Annotated in this window: 16 protein-coding genes; 1 reads left to right on the top strand and 15 read right to left on the bottom strand. The window is 53.4% G+C overall.

Annotated elements, in window-relative coordinates; translation table 11 throughout:
* Window positions 1-53: 53 nt before the first annotated feature.
* From acsA to NK662_RS15175, 10 genes are all read right to left on the bottom strand, one after another.
* Window positions 54-1,775, bottom strand: coding sequence for an acetate--CoA ligase (gene acsA / locus NK662_RS15220; protein ID WP_254759796.1), 1,722 nt, complete (start codon window positions 1,773-1,775; stop codon window positions 54-56).
* Window positions 1,776-1,948: 173 nt separating this feature from the next.
* Entirely contained in the window at window positions 1,949-2,704 is a 756-nt protein-coding gene (nagB, locus tag NK662_RS15215; protein ID WP_254759795.1) for a glucosamine-6-phosphate deaminase, read from the bottom strand.
* Window positions 2,691-3,869 (bottom strand): N-acetylglucosamine-6-phosphate deacetylase, encoded by a 1,179-nt coding sequence (nagA, locus tag NK662_RS15210; protein ID WP_254759794.1) that lies wholly within the window; start codon window positions 3,867-3,869, stop codon window positions 2,691-2,693. The genes nagB and nagA overlap by 14 nt, the downstream gene beginning before the upstream one ends.
* A 105-nt stretch (window positions 3,870-3,974) precedes the next feature.
* On the bottom strand, window positions 3,975-4,904 hold the full coding sequence (locus NK662_RS15205; protein ID WP_254759793.1) for a D-2-hydroxyacid dehydrogenase: 930 nt from the start codon (window positions 4,902-4,904) through the stop codon (window positions 3,975-3,977).
* Window positions 4,905-4,945: 41 nt separating this feature from the next.
* Window positions 4,946-6,154 (bottom strand): ATP-binding protein, encoded by a 1,209-nt coding sequence (locus NK662_RS15200; protein ID WP_254759792.1) that lies wholly within the window; start codon window positions 6,152-6,154, stop codon window positions 4,946-4,948.
* 181 nt (window positions 6,155-6,335) lie between these two features.
* Window positions 6,336-7,745 (bottom strand): sigma-54 interaction domain-containing protein, encoded by a 1,410-nt coding sequence (locus NK662_RS15195; RefSeq protein ID WP_254759791.1) that lies wholly within the window; start codon window positions 7,743-7,745, stop codon window positions 6,336-6,338.
* Window positions 7,746-7,855: 110 nt separating this feature from the next.
* Complete coding sequence (locus tag NK662_RS15190; protein WP_254759790.1) at window positions 7,856-8,641, bottom strand: 3-hydroxybutyrate dehydrogenase; 786 nt, start codon at window positions 8,639-8,641, stop codon at window positions 7,856-7,858.
* Window positions 8,642-8,656: 15 nt separating this feature from the next.
* Window positions 8,657-9,313: a 3-oxoacid CoA-transferase subunit B gene (locus NK662_RS15185; protein ID WP_254759789.1), complete on the bottom strand. Its 657-nt coding sequence runs from the start codon at window positions 9,311-9,313 to the stop codon at window positions 8,657-8,659.
* A gap of 12 nt (window positions 9,314-9,325) precedes the next feature.
* Window positions 9,326-10,027, bottom strand: a complete 702-nt coding sequence (locus tag NK662_RS15180; RefSeq protein ID WP_254759788.1) for a CoA transferase subunit A — start codon at window positions 10,025-10,027, stop codon at window positions 9,326-9,328.
* Window positions 10,028-10,050: 23 nt separating this feature from the next.
* Window positions 10,051-11,484 carry a GntP family permease gene (locus NK662_RS15175; protein WP_254759787.1) on the bottom strand — a complete coding sequence of 478 codons (1,434 nt, stop codon included), beginning with the start codon at window positions 11,482-11,484 and terminating at the stop codon, window positions 10,051-10,053.
* Window positions 11,485-11,796: 312 nt separating this feature from the next.
* Here NK662_RS15175 and NK662_RS15170 point away from each other — a divergent pair, with 312 nt between their 5' ends.
* Window positions 11,797-12,060: a transcriptional regulator SplA domain-containing protein gene (locus NK662_RS15170; RefSeq protein ID WP_438503629.1), complete on the top strand. Its 264-nt coding sequence runs from the start codon at window positions 11,797-11,799 to the stop codon at window positions 12,058-12,060.
* 38 nt (window positions 12,061-12,098) lie between these two features.
* On the opposite strand, the gene NK662_RS15165 is transcribed toward NK662_RS15170, so the two are convergent.
* From NK662_RS15165 to ahlS, 5 genes are all read right to left on the bottom strand, one after another.
* Window positions 12,099-12,848: a CPBP family intramembrane glutamic endopeptidase gene (locus NK662_RS15165; protein WP_254759786.1), complete on the bottom strand. Its 750-nt coding sequence runs from the start codon at window positions 12,846-12,848 to the stop codon at window positions 12,099-12,101.
* 14 nt (window positions 12,849-12,862) lie between these two features.
* Window positions 12,863-13,843 carry an alpha/beta hydrolase gene (locus NK662_RS15160; RefSeq protein ID WP_254759785.1) on the bottom strand — a complete coding sequence of 327 codons (981 nt, stop codon included), beginning with the start codon at window positions 13,841-13,843 and terminating at the stop codon, window positions 12,863-12,865.
* A complete protein-coding gene (locus NK662_RS15155; protein WP_254759784.1) occupies window positions 13,840-14,388 on the bottom strand; it encodes a helix-turn-helix domain-containing protein in 549 nt (182 codons plus the stop codon). Before NK662_RS15155 ends, NK662_RS15160 begins: the two co-directional genes overlap by 4 nt.
* A gap of 143 nt (window positions 14,389-14,531) precedes the next feature.
* Window positions 14,532-15,731, bottom strand: coding sequence for an iron-containing alcohol dehydrogenase (locus NK662_RS15150; RefSeq protein ID WP_254759783.1), 1,200 nt, complete (start codon window positions 15,729-15,731; stop codon window positions 14,532-14,534).
* Window positions 15,732-15,745: 14 nt separating this feature from the next.
* Window positions 15,746-16,594 carry an AhlS family quorum-quenching N-acyl homoserine lactonase gene (gene ahlS, locus NK662_RS15145; protein WP_254759782.1) on the bottom strand — a complete coding sequence of 283 codons (849 nt, stop codon included), beginning with the start codon at window positions 16,592-16,594 and terminating at the stop codon, window positions 15,746-15,748.
* Window positions 16,595-16,598 lie beyond the last annotated feature (4 nt).

The raw sequence follows: 16,598 nt of genomic DNA, 5'->3' as shown, positions 1-16,598 counted from the left end.
AGGATGCTCCAACAGCCGCCCGCAGGCAGTCTTTCGGATCATCCCCATTTCTCTTACTCTTCCATTGTAGACAGGTCACCTGTCGGCAAGCCCAGCTCCCATGCCTTCAGGACACGGCGCATAATCTTGCCGGAGCGCGTCTTCGGAATACTTTGGCGGATTTCAATGAGCCTTGGCGCTGCGTGGGCAGCCAAACGAGTTTTTACAAAGGTGCGAATCTCTTCCTTCAGCTCATCGCTTTCTGCAAAACCCTCACGCAGGGTGATGAATGCTTTGATGATTTCGCCGCGGACAGGGTCAGGCACCCCGATGACGCCCGCTTCCGCCACAGCTGGATGCTCCATGAGCTTGCTTTCCACCTCGAACGGGCCAACACGCTCGCCGGCCGTGTTGATGACATCATCCACACGCCCCTCAAACCAGAAGTAGCCATCCTCATCCATATACGCGGAGTCGCCGGAAATGAACCAGCCCTTCAGAAAGTACTGCTCATATTTCTCAGGGTTGTTCCAGATGGTGCGCACCATCGCCGGCCACTTCGGCTGAATGGCAAGGTTGCCCATATGCTTTGGCGGCAGCTCGTTGCCCTGATTGTCGATAATGGCCAGCTTGATGCCCGGCAGCGGCTTGCCCATGGAGCCCGGGCGGATTGGATTGCAGCGGAAGTTCGCACAGATGGAGGAGCCCGTTTCCGTCATCCACCAGTTGTCATGAATGCGGCGGTCCAGCGTTTCCAGCCCCCAGCGAATCACTTCAGGGTTCAATGGCTCACCTGCGGACAGAATATGGCGAAGCTTGGACAAGTCATAGCGCTTCGGCAATTCACTGCCGCTCGCCATAATCATCCGGAAGGCCGTAGGCGCACTGAACCAGACCGTCACTCCGTATTTCTCCAGCGTTTCATACCAGGCTTCCGCGCTGAAGCGGCCGCCGCGCAGCACAACTGTAATCCCGTTCAGCCACGGCGACCACATGCCTGCGGACGTGCCTGTCACCCAGCCCGGGTCGGCTGTACACCAATAGATGTCTCCTTCACGAAGGTCATATGTCCATTTTCCGGATAGGTATTGGTGAACCATGGCGTCATGCACCTGCAATACGCCCTTGGGCTTGCCGGTGGAGCCGGAGGTATAGTGCAGCAGCATGCCATCTTCACGGCCGAGCCATTCAATTGTATAGTCACTTGAAGTGTTCATCAGGTCTGTATACAGCACTTGCTTTTCGGCAGTTGTTTCATCTGCTCCGGTGAGAATCACATACTGAAGGTCTGGGAGGTCTTTCACTGGGATGCGGGACAAAAGTTGAGGTGCGGTAATAACGGCTTTCGCGCCGCTGTCGAGCAAGCGGTCCTTCACGGCTTCTTCCATAAAGGCTTCAAACAGCGGGCCGGCAATGGCGCCAATCCTGACAATTCCGAGCAGCGCGATGTACAACTCGGGGCTGCGCGGCATAAAAATGAATACCCGGTCGCCCTTTGTAACGCCCAGGGAACGCAAGCCATTGGCAAAGCGGCAAGATTGCTCCTGAATATCAGCAAAGGTATACGCTTCTTCGCGGACGCCGTCCGTATACAGCAGCGCCGGCTGTGCCCCCCGCCCTTCGGCTACGTGGCGGTCGATTGCTTCATACACCATGTTGACACGTCCGGTTTCATGCCAGGTAAACTGTTGTTCAACAGTGCTCCAATCCATCTCTAAAGCTGTTTTTTCATAGTTTTGCAGATTTGCGGCTTCGTCCATCAGTAGAATCTCTTGCGGCATTGATTGCGCTTTCATAATTCCTGCCTCCTTATGAACTGTTATGTAACAGGCTCTCGTCCATAACAATATTATACACGATTTTTCGTCAAATTTTCTAAAAATTCTTATATATGATTAGATTTTTTATGCAGAGATTGGAAGCTTCTATATGTAAAAAAGGTGCTGCAAACTGCACAGCACCCGCCTGATTACACAACAGATTCGCGAAGCGGCTTCCTTCGTTGCCGGCCCAAGGCGGCGGAGTCGGCAATAACCGTCACATGCGGATGCCGTTGTAAAATGGAGGCCGGAAACTCCTCCGTGACAGGCCCGTTCAACAGCTGCTTCAATGCCTGCCGCTTTCCTTCACCGGATACGAGCAGCAGGATTTCCCTGCTGTCCATAATGGTCCGGATCCCCATCGTAATGGCATGCGTCGGCACTTCCTCCCTGCTTGAAAAGAAGCGTGCATTGGCCTCTCTCGTGCTCGGATCCAACTCAACCAGATGCGTCAAGGAATGAAATGATGTTCCCGGCTCATTAAAGCCGATATGCCCATTGCCGCCAATGCCAAGAAGCTGCAAATCAATCCCGCCTGCCTTCCGGATCAAGTCCTCATACGCCTCGCATTCCCGTTCCGGATCGCTGCAAACACCGCTTGGCACATGCGTTTGCCCGGCTGGGATGTCAATCCAATGAAACAGCCTCTCCTGCATGAAATACCGGTAGCTGCCGGGGTTGGAAGGGTCCAGGCCGACATATTCATCTAAGTTAAAGGTAGTGGCCTGCCGATAGGCTGTGCCATTTGCTTCATGATCCAAAATGAGATTGCGGTAGGTGCCCACGGGCGTTCCGCCGGTTGCCAGCCCCAGCTTGATTGCAGGATTGCTTTTCACCCTGTCAATGATACAATCAGCCGCCACCCGGCTGAGCTCCTCATAGCTTCGCACCTCAATCAGCTTCATCCTCCTCCCTCCTTTCATATGAAAGATAGCCGCGGCACCAGGTCATAACTACCTCATGCCTCTCGTTCAGCACAACCAGGTCCGCATCCTTGCCTGCAGCAATGCTTCCCTTTCGCGCAAACACCCCCAGCTGCCTGGCGGGATTTTCCGAACTCATCCGGACTGCATCCCCCAAAGTGCAGCCTGTAAAAACAAGCATATTCCGCACAGCCTGGTCCATCCGCAGCACACTGCCGGCCAGTGTGCCGTCAGACAACGCGGCCCGTCCCTCCAGCACCCGGACATCCTGGCCGCCGAGCTTGTACATCCCATCCGGCAGCCCCTTTGCCCGCATGGCATCTGTAATGAGCACAATCTTATCTGTACCCTTCTGCAGCCAGGCGAGCTTCACCATTTCAGGATGGATATGAATACCATCCGCAATCATTTCAGCATACAGCTCCTCCCGCAGCAGCGCTGCCCCCAGCAGCCCCGGCTCCCGGTGGTGCATGCCGCACATCCCATTAAACAAATGCGTCACATGAGAAGCCCCTGCCTGCATCGCCGCCACAGCCTCTTCATAGGTTGCATCCGAATGCCCAATCGATACGACAATTCCCTGCTCCTTCAAATAGCGGACCAGCTCCAAGCCGCCCTTTCTCTCCGGGGCCAATGTGACAAGCCGGATGCTCCCGCCCGCAAGCTGCTGCCACTCCTGAAACAGCTCCAGATCCGGCTCTAAGATTGCATCCGCCGGCTGTGCTCCTGCACGCTGCGGATGCAGGAAAGGTCCCTCCAAATGAACACCGAGCAGCTCAGCTTCACCATCAATCGGCCGAAACCCTCCCGCATTCCGCAGTGCGGCGGCAATGCTCTCCTTATGTTGCGTCATTGTAGCAGCCAAAAAACTGGTTGTCCCTTCCTGCGGCAATGCGGCAGCAATGGTTCGCAGCGATTCCTCCGTTGCATCCATCGCATCCGCGCCGGCTGCCCCGTGGATATGCAGATCGATCCTGCCCGGCACAAGGCTGTAATCCGGCGGGAAGGAAAATATGTGCCTGTCCCGTCCGTCATATGTTCCCGTGCCAATTCTTGCAATTCTTCCATCCTCCACTACTGCAAAGCCATTAGAAAGAACGCCTGCCTCCGTGTATATGAACGGCCCTTGTATCACGCACCCACGCATACCCATCCCTCCCTTTTCTAGCTTCCCCCTTATATCATAAGCAGCCTGCCATAGCCTTGTACCTGAATTTTCAGGCTAAATGAAAATAAACCCTTTGGGAAGGGTTCAGTATCCTTTTTCAGTTGAAACTCTATTGGGCGGCATGAGCCCCTGCTCCACCAGATGCAATGTGTCCAAAAAGCACTGCACAGCCTCTTCCGGACCGGTAATGGCAGAGATATGCGGCGTGATCTGCACCTTGGGATGCTGCCACAGAGCGGATTCCTCCGGCAGCGGCTCTTCCGCAAATACATCCAGCACCGCTTGGCGGACAAAGCCATGGTCCAAAGCCTCCAGCAGCGCTTTCTCATCCACAGTCGCTCCCCGTCCCACATTCATGAAGCATGCCCCCTGCAGCTTTTTGAACCATGCTGCGTTGAACATCCCCTCTGTTTCTGTTGTTAATGGAAGTGTGGAAATTACCCAATCCGCTGAATTCAAGCTGCCAGCTGCTCCGGAAGCCGGAAGAACCTCGGCAAAATGCGGCTTCGTTGTCCCGCTTAAGGATATGCCAATCGGTTTGGCACCGAAGAAAGCAAGCGTCCGGGCCACCTCTTGCCCAATTTCGCCTGTCCCATATATGACAACCCTTTGTGAGGATAGAGACACAGGCTCAACCGGATTCCATTGCCGCTGTTCCTGCAGCGCCTGATACACCCCATGCTTTTGCGTTTCCCTCAGCATATAGCTCAAGCAATACTCACTAATCTTCTGTCCGAAGGAGCAAACGGTTCTCGTCAGCAGCACGTCCTTTTTCCAGGAACGGTTATGTAAAAAGCTGTCTACCCCCGCTCCAAAGGAGTGCACCCATTTGAGGCCGCCGAATGAAAAATTCCCGGTCGGACGAAAGCTTACATAAGCATCCGCCCAGTCAAAGTCCTGCGGCTTGACCTCTTCTTCAGCAAGAAAGCGAAGCTGCTTATTCAATCGCGTTCGAATCAGCGGCTCCACGGTTTTATATATACGTCCTGTCACCAAAATGTTATCAATTTTCATCCTGCCATCCCTCCGCTTTTATCATACAACAAAACAACCACTCACGCTGAGTGGTTGCAACAGACCGGAAAAGTCAGCTCTACCATGGTGCCTTCTCTCTTTTTGCTGGCGAACTTAAGGCTGCCCCCGCACTTTTCCATAATGTTATAGCAAATCATAAGGCCCAGCCCAGTTCCTTTGCTCTTCAAAGAGTAGAACGGGGTTCCGATCTGCAGCAGCTCTTCTTCTGTCATGCCGGCACCTGTATCCTGAATAGAAATGCCGACAGCTCCGGCACGCTGCTCGACCGATACAAAGATTGTCCCATCATGGCCGATGGCTTCAATGGCATTCTTCAGCAGATTCACCATCACCTGCTTAAACTCCACGGCACTGCAGGCAATACGATCATCCCCTTCCGCATCAAGCACAATGGAAACACTGTTCATCAAGGCGTAGGAAGACAACAGGTCGATTACACTGTGCAGCGTATCCTGTACATGAATACAGTCTGCCTGCTCGCTACGCGGCTTCGCAAGCGAGAGAAAGTCCTGGATGACGTGTTCAGCCATGCCCAATTCCCCCTGCATCAGCTGAAAGTTCTGCCGGACATGGACTGGAATCTCCTGATCCTGCTGATACATTTGCAAAAACCCGCTTACAACCGTAATGGGATTGCGGATTTCATGGGCTACTGCCGCTGCAAGCTGTCCGGCTGTGCGCAGCCTTTCCGCCTTCTGTATTTCCTGATAATAGACAGACAGCCGCTCTATTCGTTTGCTTGTTAAGTAGAAAACAAAAAAGATAATGACCTGTATCGTAATAATATTCAGAATATTTCCGGCCATATCCAACCGCAGATAATCATGCAGATTATTACTGTCCTTCATATACAGGTACATGAATAAGCCTGCCAAGAACAAAGCATTCACTGAAAACAGCGTGTAAAACATCCTTCTATGAAAGAAGAGAATAGCCAGAATCGGGGCGCATGTCAGCAAGACAAGAGTAGACGCAGTTTTTGGGTATAGAAAAAATAATACGTAAAAATAAATAGTTGCTGTAAATATAAGAGCACACTTAATCCGATTTGTCCCTTGCCGTAAAAATAGAACGATGAGCAGTGAGACGGCTGAAACAAATAACGAGTGCACAAGCAGCTGGATGCCCCATTCATTTCCAATGATAACCCCCGCAATCATCAGAACAATTACAATTGCCATAATGACCCGGTACATATTCCTGTCCAATAAGCTATCAAACTCTCTCATATTGCCAATCCCCCTGTTCCCTCTCCTTACGAGAAAATCCCCTAACATAGTATAAGCCATTCCAGAAGGAAAACAAAGGGCGTGATTGGCAGGATCACCCATAAAAAAAAGAGACGGTGCTTCCGCCTCTGCCAAGCTGCCGTTATAGCCCCGGGTCGGGGATTGGGACTATAAGCATGCCTCAATCAATTCCATACAGCTTGCATTTATCATACAAGCTCGTCTTTCCAATTCCAAGCAGCCTTGCTGCCTGTACCTTGTTTCCCTGCGCAAATTGCAGGGCAAGCATAATTGCTTCCCGCTCGGCTGCTGCGACCGCATCCTTTAAGGGTAACAGGGCCGGATTCTTTTGTGTACAAGAAACAGGCGGCCGATGCTCACGGTGCGCCACCGCCATATCATCCTGCAAGTAAAGCGGCAGATGATGCAGCCCGATGACAGGTCCCTCCAATACATTGACTGCCCGCTCCAGCACGTTCTCCAGTTCCCGAATATTGCCGGGCCAATTATGCTGCTGCAGCTGCTGTACCACGTCCCCCGCCAGCATAATGCCGTGACGGTTAAATTTGCGCCCCAGCTTCTCCAGCAGCACACGGGAAATAGGGCCAATATCCGCCTTTCGCTCGCGGAGCGGCGGAATTTCAATCTTCATGACATTCAACCGGTAATATAAGTCCTGGCGGAACCTTCCTTCCTCCACCATTTGTTCCAGATTCCGGTGTGTTGCCGCGATAATGCGCACATCCACCAGCACAGGGGCATGTCCGCCGATTCTTTCAATCTCCTTCTCCTGCAAAGCCCGCAGCAGCTTGCTTTGCATGGGCAGCGGCATATCACCGACCTCGTCCAAAAACAGCGTGCCGCGATGCGCCAGCTCGAACTTGCCCTTTTTGCCGCCGCGCTTTGCCCCGGTGAAGGCACCCTCCTCATAGCCAAACAGCTCCGATTCCAGCAGATGCTCCGGAATGGAGGCGCAATTTACACGGACAAACGGGAAGGGGCTGCGCACGCTGTTGTTATGAATGGCGTGTGCAAACAGCTCCTTCCCCGTTCCGGATTCACCAAGAAGAAGCACCGCAGACTGGCTGCCTGATACCCGCTCAGCCAAGTGCTTTGCTTCCAGAAAGCGCGGGCTTTGGCCAATTAAATCCGAAAACCGGTATTTGCCGCGGAGCTCGCGCTCAAATCTTGTTTTATAGTACTTTAACTCCTCGACAAGCGGCTGCACCTTTTGCGAGTATTCCAGCCAATCCTGCGCATTTCGAAACATGACAGTGCCGACAGCACCAACCAGTTCTCCCTGCACATACAGCGGGTAGCGGTTGGCAACCATCTCGCTTCCCTTGATGGACTGGATGGAGGCCACCTCTGCCTGGCCGGTCCGGACCACGACATGCATGCGGGAGTTTTCAATCACGTTTCCCACCGGCTTCCCGACAGCTTCCTCGATGGTCGTGCCCAGAAACTCGCAGTATGCTTGATTGATATAACAAATGATCCCGTTCACGTCTACAACAACAATCCATTCCGCCGCCAGATTGATAATTTCCTCCAGCCATTCATACGGCAACGCATTCAACTTCGCTGTCATGCTGCACGTCTCCCCCATCCCCGTATCAGATTTCACTATTATTATGATAACAAAGGTTACCGTGAAATCCAAACACTTATCTGACTTTTCAGATAGGAGAGCGCCCGTGCTTACTGTACTGTATAACCGCCATCCAGCACGGCCGCCTGGCCAGTAATGCCTTTTGCCTTATCGCTCGCCAAGAACACGGCGTAGTCGGCAATTTCCTCTACAGCCAGCAGACGCTTCTGCGGCACAAGCGGATAGATGACCGCCTCCAGCACACTTTCCAATGGTACATTCCGTGTTTTTGCCAAGTCCTGCAGCTGGCCGCGCACAAGCGGTGTATCCACATAGCCCGGGCAAAGCGCATTGACTGTCACCCCATGCTCCGCACCTTCCAGCGCAGCCACCTTGGTCAAACCGATGACACCATGCTTGGCGCTGTTGTAGGCCGCCTTTCCGGCAAAGCCGACAAGGCCGTTGATGGAGGCCATGTTAATAATCCGGCCGGTGCCCTGCTGCTTCATGATCGGGAAAGCATGCTTAATGCCAATAAAAGGGGCAGTCAGCATGACCTTCACCAAAAACTCGAACTTCTCTGTCGGAAACTCTTCAATTGGGGATACATACTGCAGTCCCGCATTGTTCACCAGGATATCCAAGCGGCCGAATGCCTCCATGGTTGTTTGGAAGCTTTGCGCCACCTGCTCCTCCTTTGTCACATCGCAAGCCACAGCCAAGGCTTCAAAGCCTTGCTCCTGCAGCTCCCGGGCAGCCCGCTCCGCCGCCTCCGCATTCAAATCAGAAATGATAACCTTTGCTCCCTCTGTTGCAAAGGCACGGGCGATTTCCAGCCCAATACCGCTTGCCGCTCCCGTGATCAACGCAACCTTTTGTTCTAGCTGACGGCTCATTTGTATTCCCCCTGTTTATCGCGTTTCAGCTGCTGCCAGCTGCGGGCTGACCGTGAACGCCGCTTCTGTTTTTTGCTGCACCTCTTCGAGAGTTGCCCCTTCCTGCAGCTCTACAAGCACCATGCCGCTTGGCGTGAAATCAAACACTGCCAGGTCCGTGATCAGGCGGTGTACAACGCCTTTTCCTGTAAGAGGCAGCGTACATTGTGTTTTCACCTTGGACTCGCCGTACTTGTTCGCATGCTCCATAATGACGATGATGCGTTTTGCTCCGTTCACCAGGTCCATTGCGCCGCCCATGCCCTTGACCATCTTGCCCGGAATCATCCAGTTGGCGAGGTCTCCCGTTTCGGATACCTCCATGCCGCCCAGAATCGCCAGGTCAATATGGCCGCCGCGGATCATGGCGAAGGACTCGGCGCTGTCAAAATAGGAAGCGCCGGAAACAGCCGTGACTGTCTCTTTGCCGGCATTGATCAGGTCCGGGTCTTCAGCGCCGGCCATTGGATATGGCCCGATGCCAAGCAAGCCGTTTTCAGATTGCAGCAGCACATTGTAATCGCTTGGAATTTCGTTGGCCACAAGCGTCGGAATTCCAATCCCCAGGTTTACGTTCATGCCATCCTGAATCTCTTTCACTGCGCGTTTTACAATTTTCATTCTTGCATTCATCTTTACCCCTCCTTATGCCTGCAGAACCGTACGGCGTTCAATGCGTTTTTCATAGTTTGTGCCCAGCAGCACGCGCTGCACATAGATGCCTGGTGTATGGATTTCATCCGGATCCAGCTCGCCGGCTTCCACAATTTCCTCTACCTCGGCAATCGTGATTTTGCCCGCCGTAGCCGCCACTGGATTGAAGTTGCGGGATGTTTTGCGGTATACAAGGTTTCCGAGTGTATCTGCCTTCCACGCCTTTACCAGCGCAAAGTCGCCGACGATGCCGCGCTCTAAAATATATGTACGGCCGTCAAACTCCTTGTGCTCTTTTCCCTCTGCAATCGGCGTACCCACGCCTGTGGCAGTGTAGAAGGCCGGAATGCCCGCGCCGCCTGCACGGATGCGCTCAGCCAGCGTACCTTGGGGCACAAGCTCAACCTCCAGCTCGCCGCTCAGGAATTGCTGCTCGAAAATTTTATTTTCGCCCACATAAGAGGAAACCATTTTCTTAATCTGCTTGTTCGCCAGCAGCAGGCCAAGGCCCCAATCATCCACGCCGCAGTTGTTGCTGACAACCGTCAAATCCTTTACCCCTTTATCACGGAGCGCCAAAATGGCCTTCTCCGGAATGCCGCACAGGCCGAAGCCGCCTACAATCAGCGTTGCGCCGTCCCCAATGTCTCTTACTGCTTCTTCAAAGGATGCTACTACTTTTCCGCCCTTCATACTCCCATACCCCTTTCCTTTGTTTACACAAGACCAGTCAGACTGTACATCAGAATGATGAAGAATACAGCTGCCGTCTTAATCAGTGTGATGGCAAAAATATCACGGTAGGACTGGCGGTGTGTCAGGCCAGTGACCGCAAGCAATGTAATAACTGCACCGTTATGCGGCAAGGTGTCCATCCCGCCCGATGCCATCGAAATGACCCGGTGCATGACCTCCGGCGGAATATTGAACTTCTCAATTGCCGCCAAATACTTCTCGGACATGGCGCTGAGCGCAATCCCCATGCCGCCGGATGCTGAGCCGGTGACCCCCGCCAGGGTTGTTGTTGTAACTGCACCGTTCACTAGAGGATTCGTGAAAGTTTCTGAAATTCCTTTGCTGACCACCCCAAAACCTGGAAGAGAAGAGATGACCCCGCCAAAGCCGTACTCTGCGCCGGTGTTCATCGCCGCCAGCAGGGCTCCGCCGATGCTGACATTCAAGCCTGCCTGGAAATTAGATTGCACCCGCTTGAAGTCATACAGGATGGCTGTCAAAATCCCGATCAGCAACGCCATTTCCACGGACCAGATGGCCAGAACAGATGGCAGCTGCACCTTGCCGAATGCCTTCAGGCCGATCGCTTCAAAGTCAAAGCCGTTTGGATACCATTTCGGCAGGTACGTTGTGAACAGCTTGTTCGTGACGCCAACCAGCACAAGCGGCACGAATGCCAAGATTTGACGGCCGATTCCGGTTGGCAGACCCTCCGGAATTTCCGGTTCATTGACATAGGCTTCCTGCGCGGCCGCCAGCTCCGGATTGCCGAAGCCGTAATAGCCTTCACCGGCCCGTTCCGCCTTTTTCCGGCGGGATTCCATGTACAAGAGACCGGTTACCAGTACAAAAATGGCTCCGATTGTCCCAAGTGCCGGTGCAGCATAAATGTCAGTCTTGAAAAAGGTTGTTGGAATAACGTTTTGGATTTGCGGTGTTCCCGGCAGGGCATCCATCGTAAACGTGAACGCGCCAAGAGCAATCGTCCCTGGAATGAGGCGCTTTGGAATATCGGCCTCACGGAACATATGGGCTGCAAATGGATAAATCGCAAACACAACCACAAACAAGCTGACACCACTGTAAGTTAAGATAGCTCCCATGAGGACGATGGCCAGAATTGCGCGTTTGGCGCCGACCACCTGCACAATGGTCTTGGCAATGGAGGAAGCAATTCCGGACATTTCCACAATTTTACCGAATATCGCCCCAAGCAAAAACACAGGAAAATATGATTTAATGAAGCCGACCATTTTCTCCATGAACACGTTGGAGAAAAATGGGAGCACGTAGCTTGGCTCTGTCAGCAATACCGCAAACAAAGCACAGATGGGTGCAAACAGAATAACGGAAAAGCCGCGGTACGCTACAAACATCAAAAGTCCAAGAGCCAATAAAATCACAACTAAATCCATACACATCCCCCTTTTTCTTAATGGCGGAAGCGGTTTCAAAACAACTGAAAGCCGATCCTGTCTCTTTATTAAGCAAGCAGTGTGCCAATGTGAAGGGGCAAGAACGCAAATTCGCTTCCCCTCAAGGTTCAATATTTTTTATTATAAAAAATATTGAAAAAACGAAGAGGAATTTTCCGATTTTTCGGAAATCGACGGACAGGATTCTTCCGGGAAAACGGAAAGTTCCGCTTTTCCGGAAAGAATCGCAGCCACATAATCCCGGGGGCAGGATGCAAACTAGCAAGGAATACAGAAAAAGGAGGAATGACAGTGGATGATTTAATTACGAAGCCGGAAATGCAGGTGGGCGATGAGGTATACGTCATTTACAATAATCCGCATACCCCGACTGTGGCCAACATCCGGGCCGCCGAGATTGTGCAGCACCCAAAGGATCCGAACGATGTCGCGCTGTTTTTGCATGATACCTTTCATGTGATTGAGGATGATGATGCCTTGTTCACCTCTTATGAAGCGGCTGAGCGGGCATTTCAGGACATCGTGGAAGAGCGTGATGAACAAAGCTTCAGCTAACGGAAACAGGCTGGCCTTCCCCAGGCCAGCCTTGCTTTCTAAGAGAAGACACCATGGAGAAGGATGTCTCCGACAGCGTGGGCAATCATGGCGTACTCCAGGCCCTTCCTCCAATAGAGCCAGCCGCAAAACAGACCAAGCACACCATTCATGACGATGGCTCTTACAACCAACAGCGCTGTAAGGCTACCGAAGACCTGTTCTGTTGCCGGCAAGTGCCCCAGGCCGAACAGAACAGCGGCCAGCACAATCCCCGTGATGTACATCCATGGCTGGGCGCTGCCTCCCCGGGCAAACAGCCTTTGCAGCAGCCAGACAATCAGGGTCATCAGCAGCAGGCGCAGTAAAATCTCCTCATACACACCGCCTTGAATGAAGGTCAGCATACCCGCCAGCCAAGAGACTTCAGGCTGCTTCTGTGACAAAACAGGCAGCTGCGGCATGAACACCAACAGCTCTAAAGCTATGACAAAGCCCGTGGCCACGGCGCCGCCCAACACCGCCAGCAGTACGTCCTTCCGCTTAAATGCCGCATCCCCCTCCCGATGCACCCATCTCCGCACGATGGGAGCACCGAGGCCGACTCGTTCTCCCAGCTTCAGCCCAATCCATGCTGCAGCAAACGCCATCACTGTGCCTTGTACAACAGAGGCCGCAATGGCAGCCGGAATGGGGATGTTTGCCCCTTGCAGCACCGCGCCGAGCGTTGCCTGCAAATACGGAATGGCAGCGATAAATCCAACGAAGGAAATGCCGGCCAAAAGTAGAGCTGTCTTCAAATGCTTCATCCTGTATGCCCCCTCTAGTTTGCCTGCTGCGCAGGCTTCTCTTGTTTGAAATGCTTTGCCAGCCATTGCTCCAGTACGTCCAGCAGCTCCTGCTGCAGGGGCTGCTGGGCCTGCTGTTTATAAATCTTAATCATGCCTGCCGCATCAAACTGATCATCCCAGCGCTTCAGGATATGTGTCATATTCGGAATCACATGCAGCTCGGCTTCTCCCTGTGCCAGCTCTGCCGCCCGCTCCAGCGAAATAAGCGGCGCCTGTGCATCCTTATCGCCAATGGCCAAAAGCACGGGGCACTCCACCCGGGCCATATCAATTCCCGCATCGTAATCGTAATGCTCACGCATCCACTTCGCCGGGAACTTCTTGCCCATCAGACGGATATAATCCTTATTGGTTTCCGTCACTTTCTTTTCAAACTTCTCAACCTTCTTCTCCGATTTCACCGCAACGTTCAGCTTCCGGACCAGCCAGCCCTTGAAGCCGCCGGCCCGCTCCAGCGCATCGTACGCTTGCCGGCGCTGCCACACCATCACGTCCCGCAGGCACATGGCGCCGCCGCCGAGCAACATCATCCCTGCCACCGGCTCCTTGGCATACGCGGCCGGCCCGAGAATGGCACCTTCGCTATGGCCGAGAATGATGACCTGTTCCGAGTCCACAGCCGGCTGCTGCTTCAGGAAGCGGAGACAGGCAACCGCGTCGTCCACCAGGTCCCACATCCCTCGTTTCCAAACATCGCCCTTGCTCTCAAAGCTCCCCCGCTTATCAAAGCGGAGCGTTGCAAAACCAAGACAGGTCAAATATTCAGCCAGCTCCTTATATATATTCATATCCAGGCCGCCCCGATTCCCGTCGCGGTCACTTCCACCTGTGCCCGGCAGAATGAGAATGGCCGGCACACGATTCCTTGCTTCTGTCTCTGGCAGCGTCATGGTACCCGCCAGCTCATATTCCCCTTGAATCATAACCAATTTCTCCCGCATCCCCTTGCTCATTGCTTTGCCTCCCCCTTTTTCACTTCCGGAATCATAATCGTGGCAATCGTCCGCTTTCTGCGATGCTCAGCCGGTTCATGTGCCATGACCTTCTGAAATGCAGCTCCCAATTCCTTTGCAAACTCCAAGAACTCTTCATCGCTCATATATAAATCTGCTTGCCGGAAGCTGACCCCGTCCCGGATGAAATCCCGGTCCTCCTGCTCCAAATACCCGCCGAAGCTGTTCATCAGATTGCTCATGAACTGCATGAACACCCCCATCTGCTCCTCCTTGGAGCTTCGCAAGAACTCTTCCCCGGATACATGCGCGCCGCTTTGCGAAAGAGCATACACCTTTTCGACTGTTCCGCGCACCTGATGTTGCGCCGCCACTTCCACGACGCTCCCTTCCACCAACTTGTTGAGATGCCGGTACAGTGTCGCCTGCGCCACATCCGGCAGCCGCTGCAGCATCTCCTGTACGGTCAGTTTTCTGCCGCCCACAAGTGTTTGCACAATTTGCATGCGGACTGGATGTAAAATAAGATCTGCTTTTGCTTTCATTGCCATCACCTGCGTTCGTTATTATCATTATTGATAATGATAATATTCTTTTTTCGTTAGAATGTCAATCTATAGGAAATATTTACAAAATATTTTTTAGCGACAAAAGAAGCCTGCCGCAGCAATGCGGCAGACTCTCACATTCAGCTATTCACAGCAGCCTGTTGCGGCTCCACAAGCTTCCCCTCAAACGCTGCTGTATAGATCATTCGAATATCCGCTTCCCCCAATAGCATCGGGCTCCGCGCCAGCAAGCGCTTCTGCTGCACCCCGTCCTGCGTCAGGCTCTCCAGTGCTGTCTCCGGAATAGCAAAGCCCTGCAGCGTATGCGGAATGCCGACATCGCGGACAAGCCGTTCCAGCTCTTCAATGCACTTATAGGACGCCTCTTCCTCAGACAGATAGCTGGAGTTGCCGCCCAGTGCATTTAAAACGTCAGCGAGCCGCTTCGTGCAGCTGCTTCTGATATAACCCATCACATACGGCAGCAGCACTGCATTGGACTCCCCGTGCGCGATGTGGAACTGGCCGCCGAGCGGATAGGCAAGGGCGTGGACACCGGCCACACCGGCATTGAAGAAGGAAAGACCCGCCAGGAAGCTGCCCTCGCTCATATCGATGCGCGCCTGCTTGTCCCCGCCATCCGCGACCGCTTTGCGCAGCGAGCGGCCAATGAGACGGATGGCCTGCAGCGCCAGCGCGTCCGTAGCCGGGCTGGCATTGACAGAAATGTATGCCTCCACTGCATGTGTCAGCGCATCGACACCGGTGGCGGCAGTCACGCGCGGCGGCACCGAAACCGTCAGCTCCGGATCGACAATCGCCACATCCGCCAGCAGATAATCATGCGCCACGACATCCTTTGTTGTCTCCAGGGACAGCACCGCGATATTCGTAACCTCAGACCCTGTGCCGGATGTTGTCGGGATGAGAATTTTCGGCAGGCCCTTCTTCTCCACCTTCTTTGTTCCGCTCAGGTTCAGGTAGTCACCCGCTGTACCTTCATGAGCTGCCAGTACGGCTGCCAGCTTCGCCAAATCGAGCGCACTGCCGCCCCCCACGCCGATAACCATATCAAACCCGCCCTCGCGCGTGAAGGAGACAAGCTTCTCGCCGATTGCCAGCGGCGGCTCCGGCGCCACATCCGTGTATACAACAACTTCATAGCCCTGCTCCTGCAGCGGATTGCTCACCCGTTGGGATAAGCCGATTTGCTCCAAAACAGGGTCTGTCACAACGAGAATTTTCTTTGGTGCGTATTTTTCAACCTCCGGAAGCAGTTGGCTCAGGGACCCCCAGCCCGTATAGCTCAGCGGAGCGAATACAAGTCTTGCAAAGCTCATGCCATTTCCCCCTCTTACTCGTAGTGCCCATCCGTAGACTTACGGAATGTTTGAAACTGTGCTGCGTCATGGCCGAACCAAACCTGGGAATTCGTTTCCTTGGCAATGCGGCGGATTTTCTCCACGGTGCTGTTGTAGCCGAGAGAATCATAGATGATGCCCGGCGGCTTCACCGGCGGCCCGAAGCTCTCCGCTGTGTAGATGGCATCAGAAGCAAGAATGATGCCGCCTGTCTCAGGCATTTGCACATGCAAACCAAGCATGCCCCACGCGTGGCCGCTGCCGAAGTTCAGCACCTTAATGCCCGGCACGATTTCCAGGTTATCCTCTGTACGCTTCACTGTACGCCACTGCAGGTTATTTTTAATCCAAGCATCAATGTCTGCCCACACATACGCGCCTTCCTTCTGATTGCGGGCATAGGTTTGCAGTGTGCCGTTGAACTCATCCTCGTGCACAATGATCGTAGCGTTCGTGAACATCTCCAGGCAGCCTGCATGGTCCAAATGCAGATGGGAGGCAACGACGTATTTAATTTCCTCCGGGCGCACCCGCAGCTGCTCGAGGCGGTGGTGCAGGTAGCACTCTTCGCTCATTGTAATCGGGAACATTTGCTGCGTGGCCTGTCCCCAACGGCCATCTGCCCCCATGGAATTCGGATTGCAGGCTGTGTCAAACAAAATCTTTCCTTCCGGATGGTCAATCAGGACTGTGTACACTGGAAACTCGACAAACTCTGCCGGCGCATTGGGATTGCTGATAGTTGCCGGGTTATGCATGGCAATCATCCAGTTCTTATCCATTCTCATCCGGCCATTATCCATTACATACAGCTTTGGGTTTGCTTTAATAATGTTTGACACGTAC

This window comes from Ectobacillus ponti (genome assembly GCF_024294785.1).
Classification (GTDB): Bacteria; Bacillota; Bacilli; order Bacillales; family Bacillaceae_G; genus Ectobacillus; species Ectobacillus ponti.
The sequence above is the reverse complement of the archived record's forward strand: the minus strand, read 5'-3'. Positions and strand labels throughout refer to the sequence as shown.

Excerpts from the sequence above, each read along its gene's own strand:
- acsA (WP_254759796.1), bottom strand. The coding sequence starts at position 1,775 with ATGAAAGCGCAATCAATGCCGCAAGAGATTCTACTGATGGACGAAGCC.
- nagB (WP_254759795.1), bottom strand. The coding sequence starts at position 2,704 with ATGAAGCTGATTGAGGTGCGAAGCTATGAGGAGCTCAGCCGGGTGGCG.
- nagA (WP_254759794.1), bottom strand. The coding sequence starts at position 3,869 with ATGCGTGGGTGCGTGATACAAGGGCCGTTCATATACACGGAGGCAGGC.
- NK662_RS15205 (WP_254759793.1), bottom strand. The coding sequence starts at position 4,904 with ATGAAAATTGATAACATTTTGGTGACAGGACGTATATATAAAACCGTG.
- NK662_RS15200 (WP_254759792.1), bottom strand. The coding sequence starts at position 6,154 with ATGAGAGAGTTTGATAGCTTATTGGACAGGAATATGTACCGGGTCATT.
- NK662_RS15195 (WP_254759791.1), bottom strand. The coding sequence starts at position 7,745 with ATGACAGCGAAGTTGAATGCGTTGCCGTATGAATGGCTGGAGGAAATT.
- NK662_RS15190 (WP_254759790.1), bottom strand. The coding sequence starts at position 8,641 with ATGAGCCGTCAGCTAGAACAAAAGGTTGCGTTGATCACGGGAGCGGCA.
- NK662_RS15185 (WP_254759789.1), bottom strand. The coding sequence starts at position 9,313 with ATGAATGCAAGAATGAAAATTGTAAAACGCGCAGTGAAAGAGATTCAG.
- NK662_RS15180 (WP_254759788.1), bottom strand. The coding sequence starts at position 10,027 with ATGAAGGGCGGAAAAGTAGTAGCATCCTTTGAAGAAGCAGTAAGAGAC.
- NK662_RS15175 (WP_254759787.1), bottom strand. The coding sequence starts at position 11,484 with ATGGATTTAGTTGTGATTTTATTGGCTCTTGGACTTTTGATGTTTGTA.
- NK662_RS15165 (WP_254759786.1), bottom strand. The coding sequence starts at position 12,848 with ATGAAGCATTTGAAGACAGCTCTACTTTTGGCCGGCATTTCCTTCGTT.
- NK662_RS15160 (WP_254759785.1), bottom strand. The coding sequence starts at position 13,843 with ATGAGCAAGGGGATGCGGGAGAAATTGGTTATGATTCAAGGGGAATAT.
- NK662_RS15155 (WP_254759784.1), bottom strand. The coding sequence starts at position 14,388 with ATGAAAGCAAAAGCAGATCTTATTTTACATCCAGTCCGCATGCAAATT.
- NK662_RS15150 (WP_254759783.1), bottom strand. The coding sequence starts at position 15,731 with ATGAGCTTTGCAAGACTTGTATTCGCTCCGCTGAGCTATACGGGCTGG.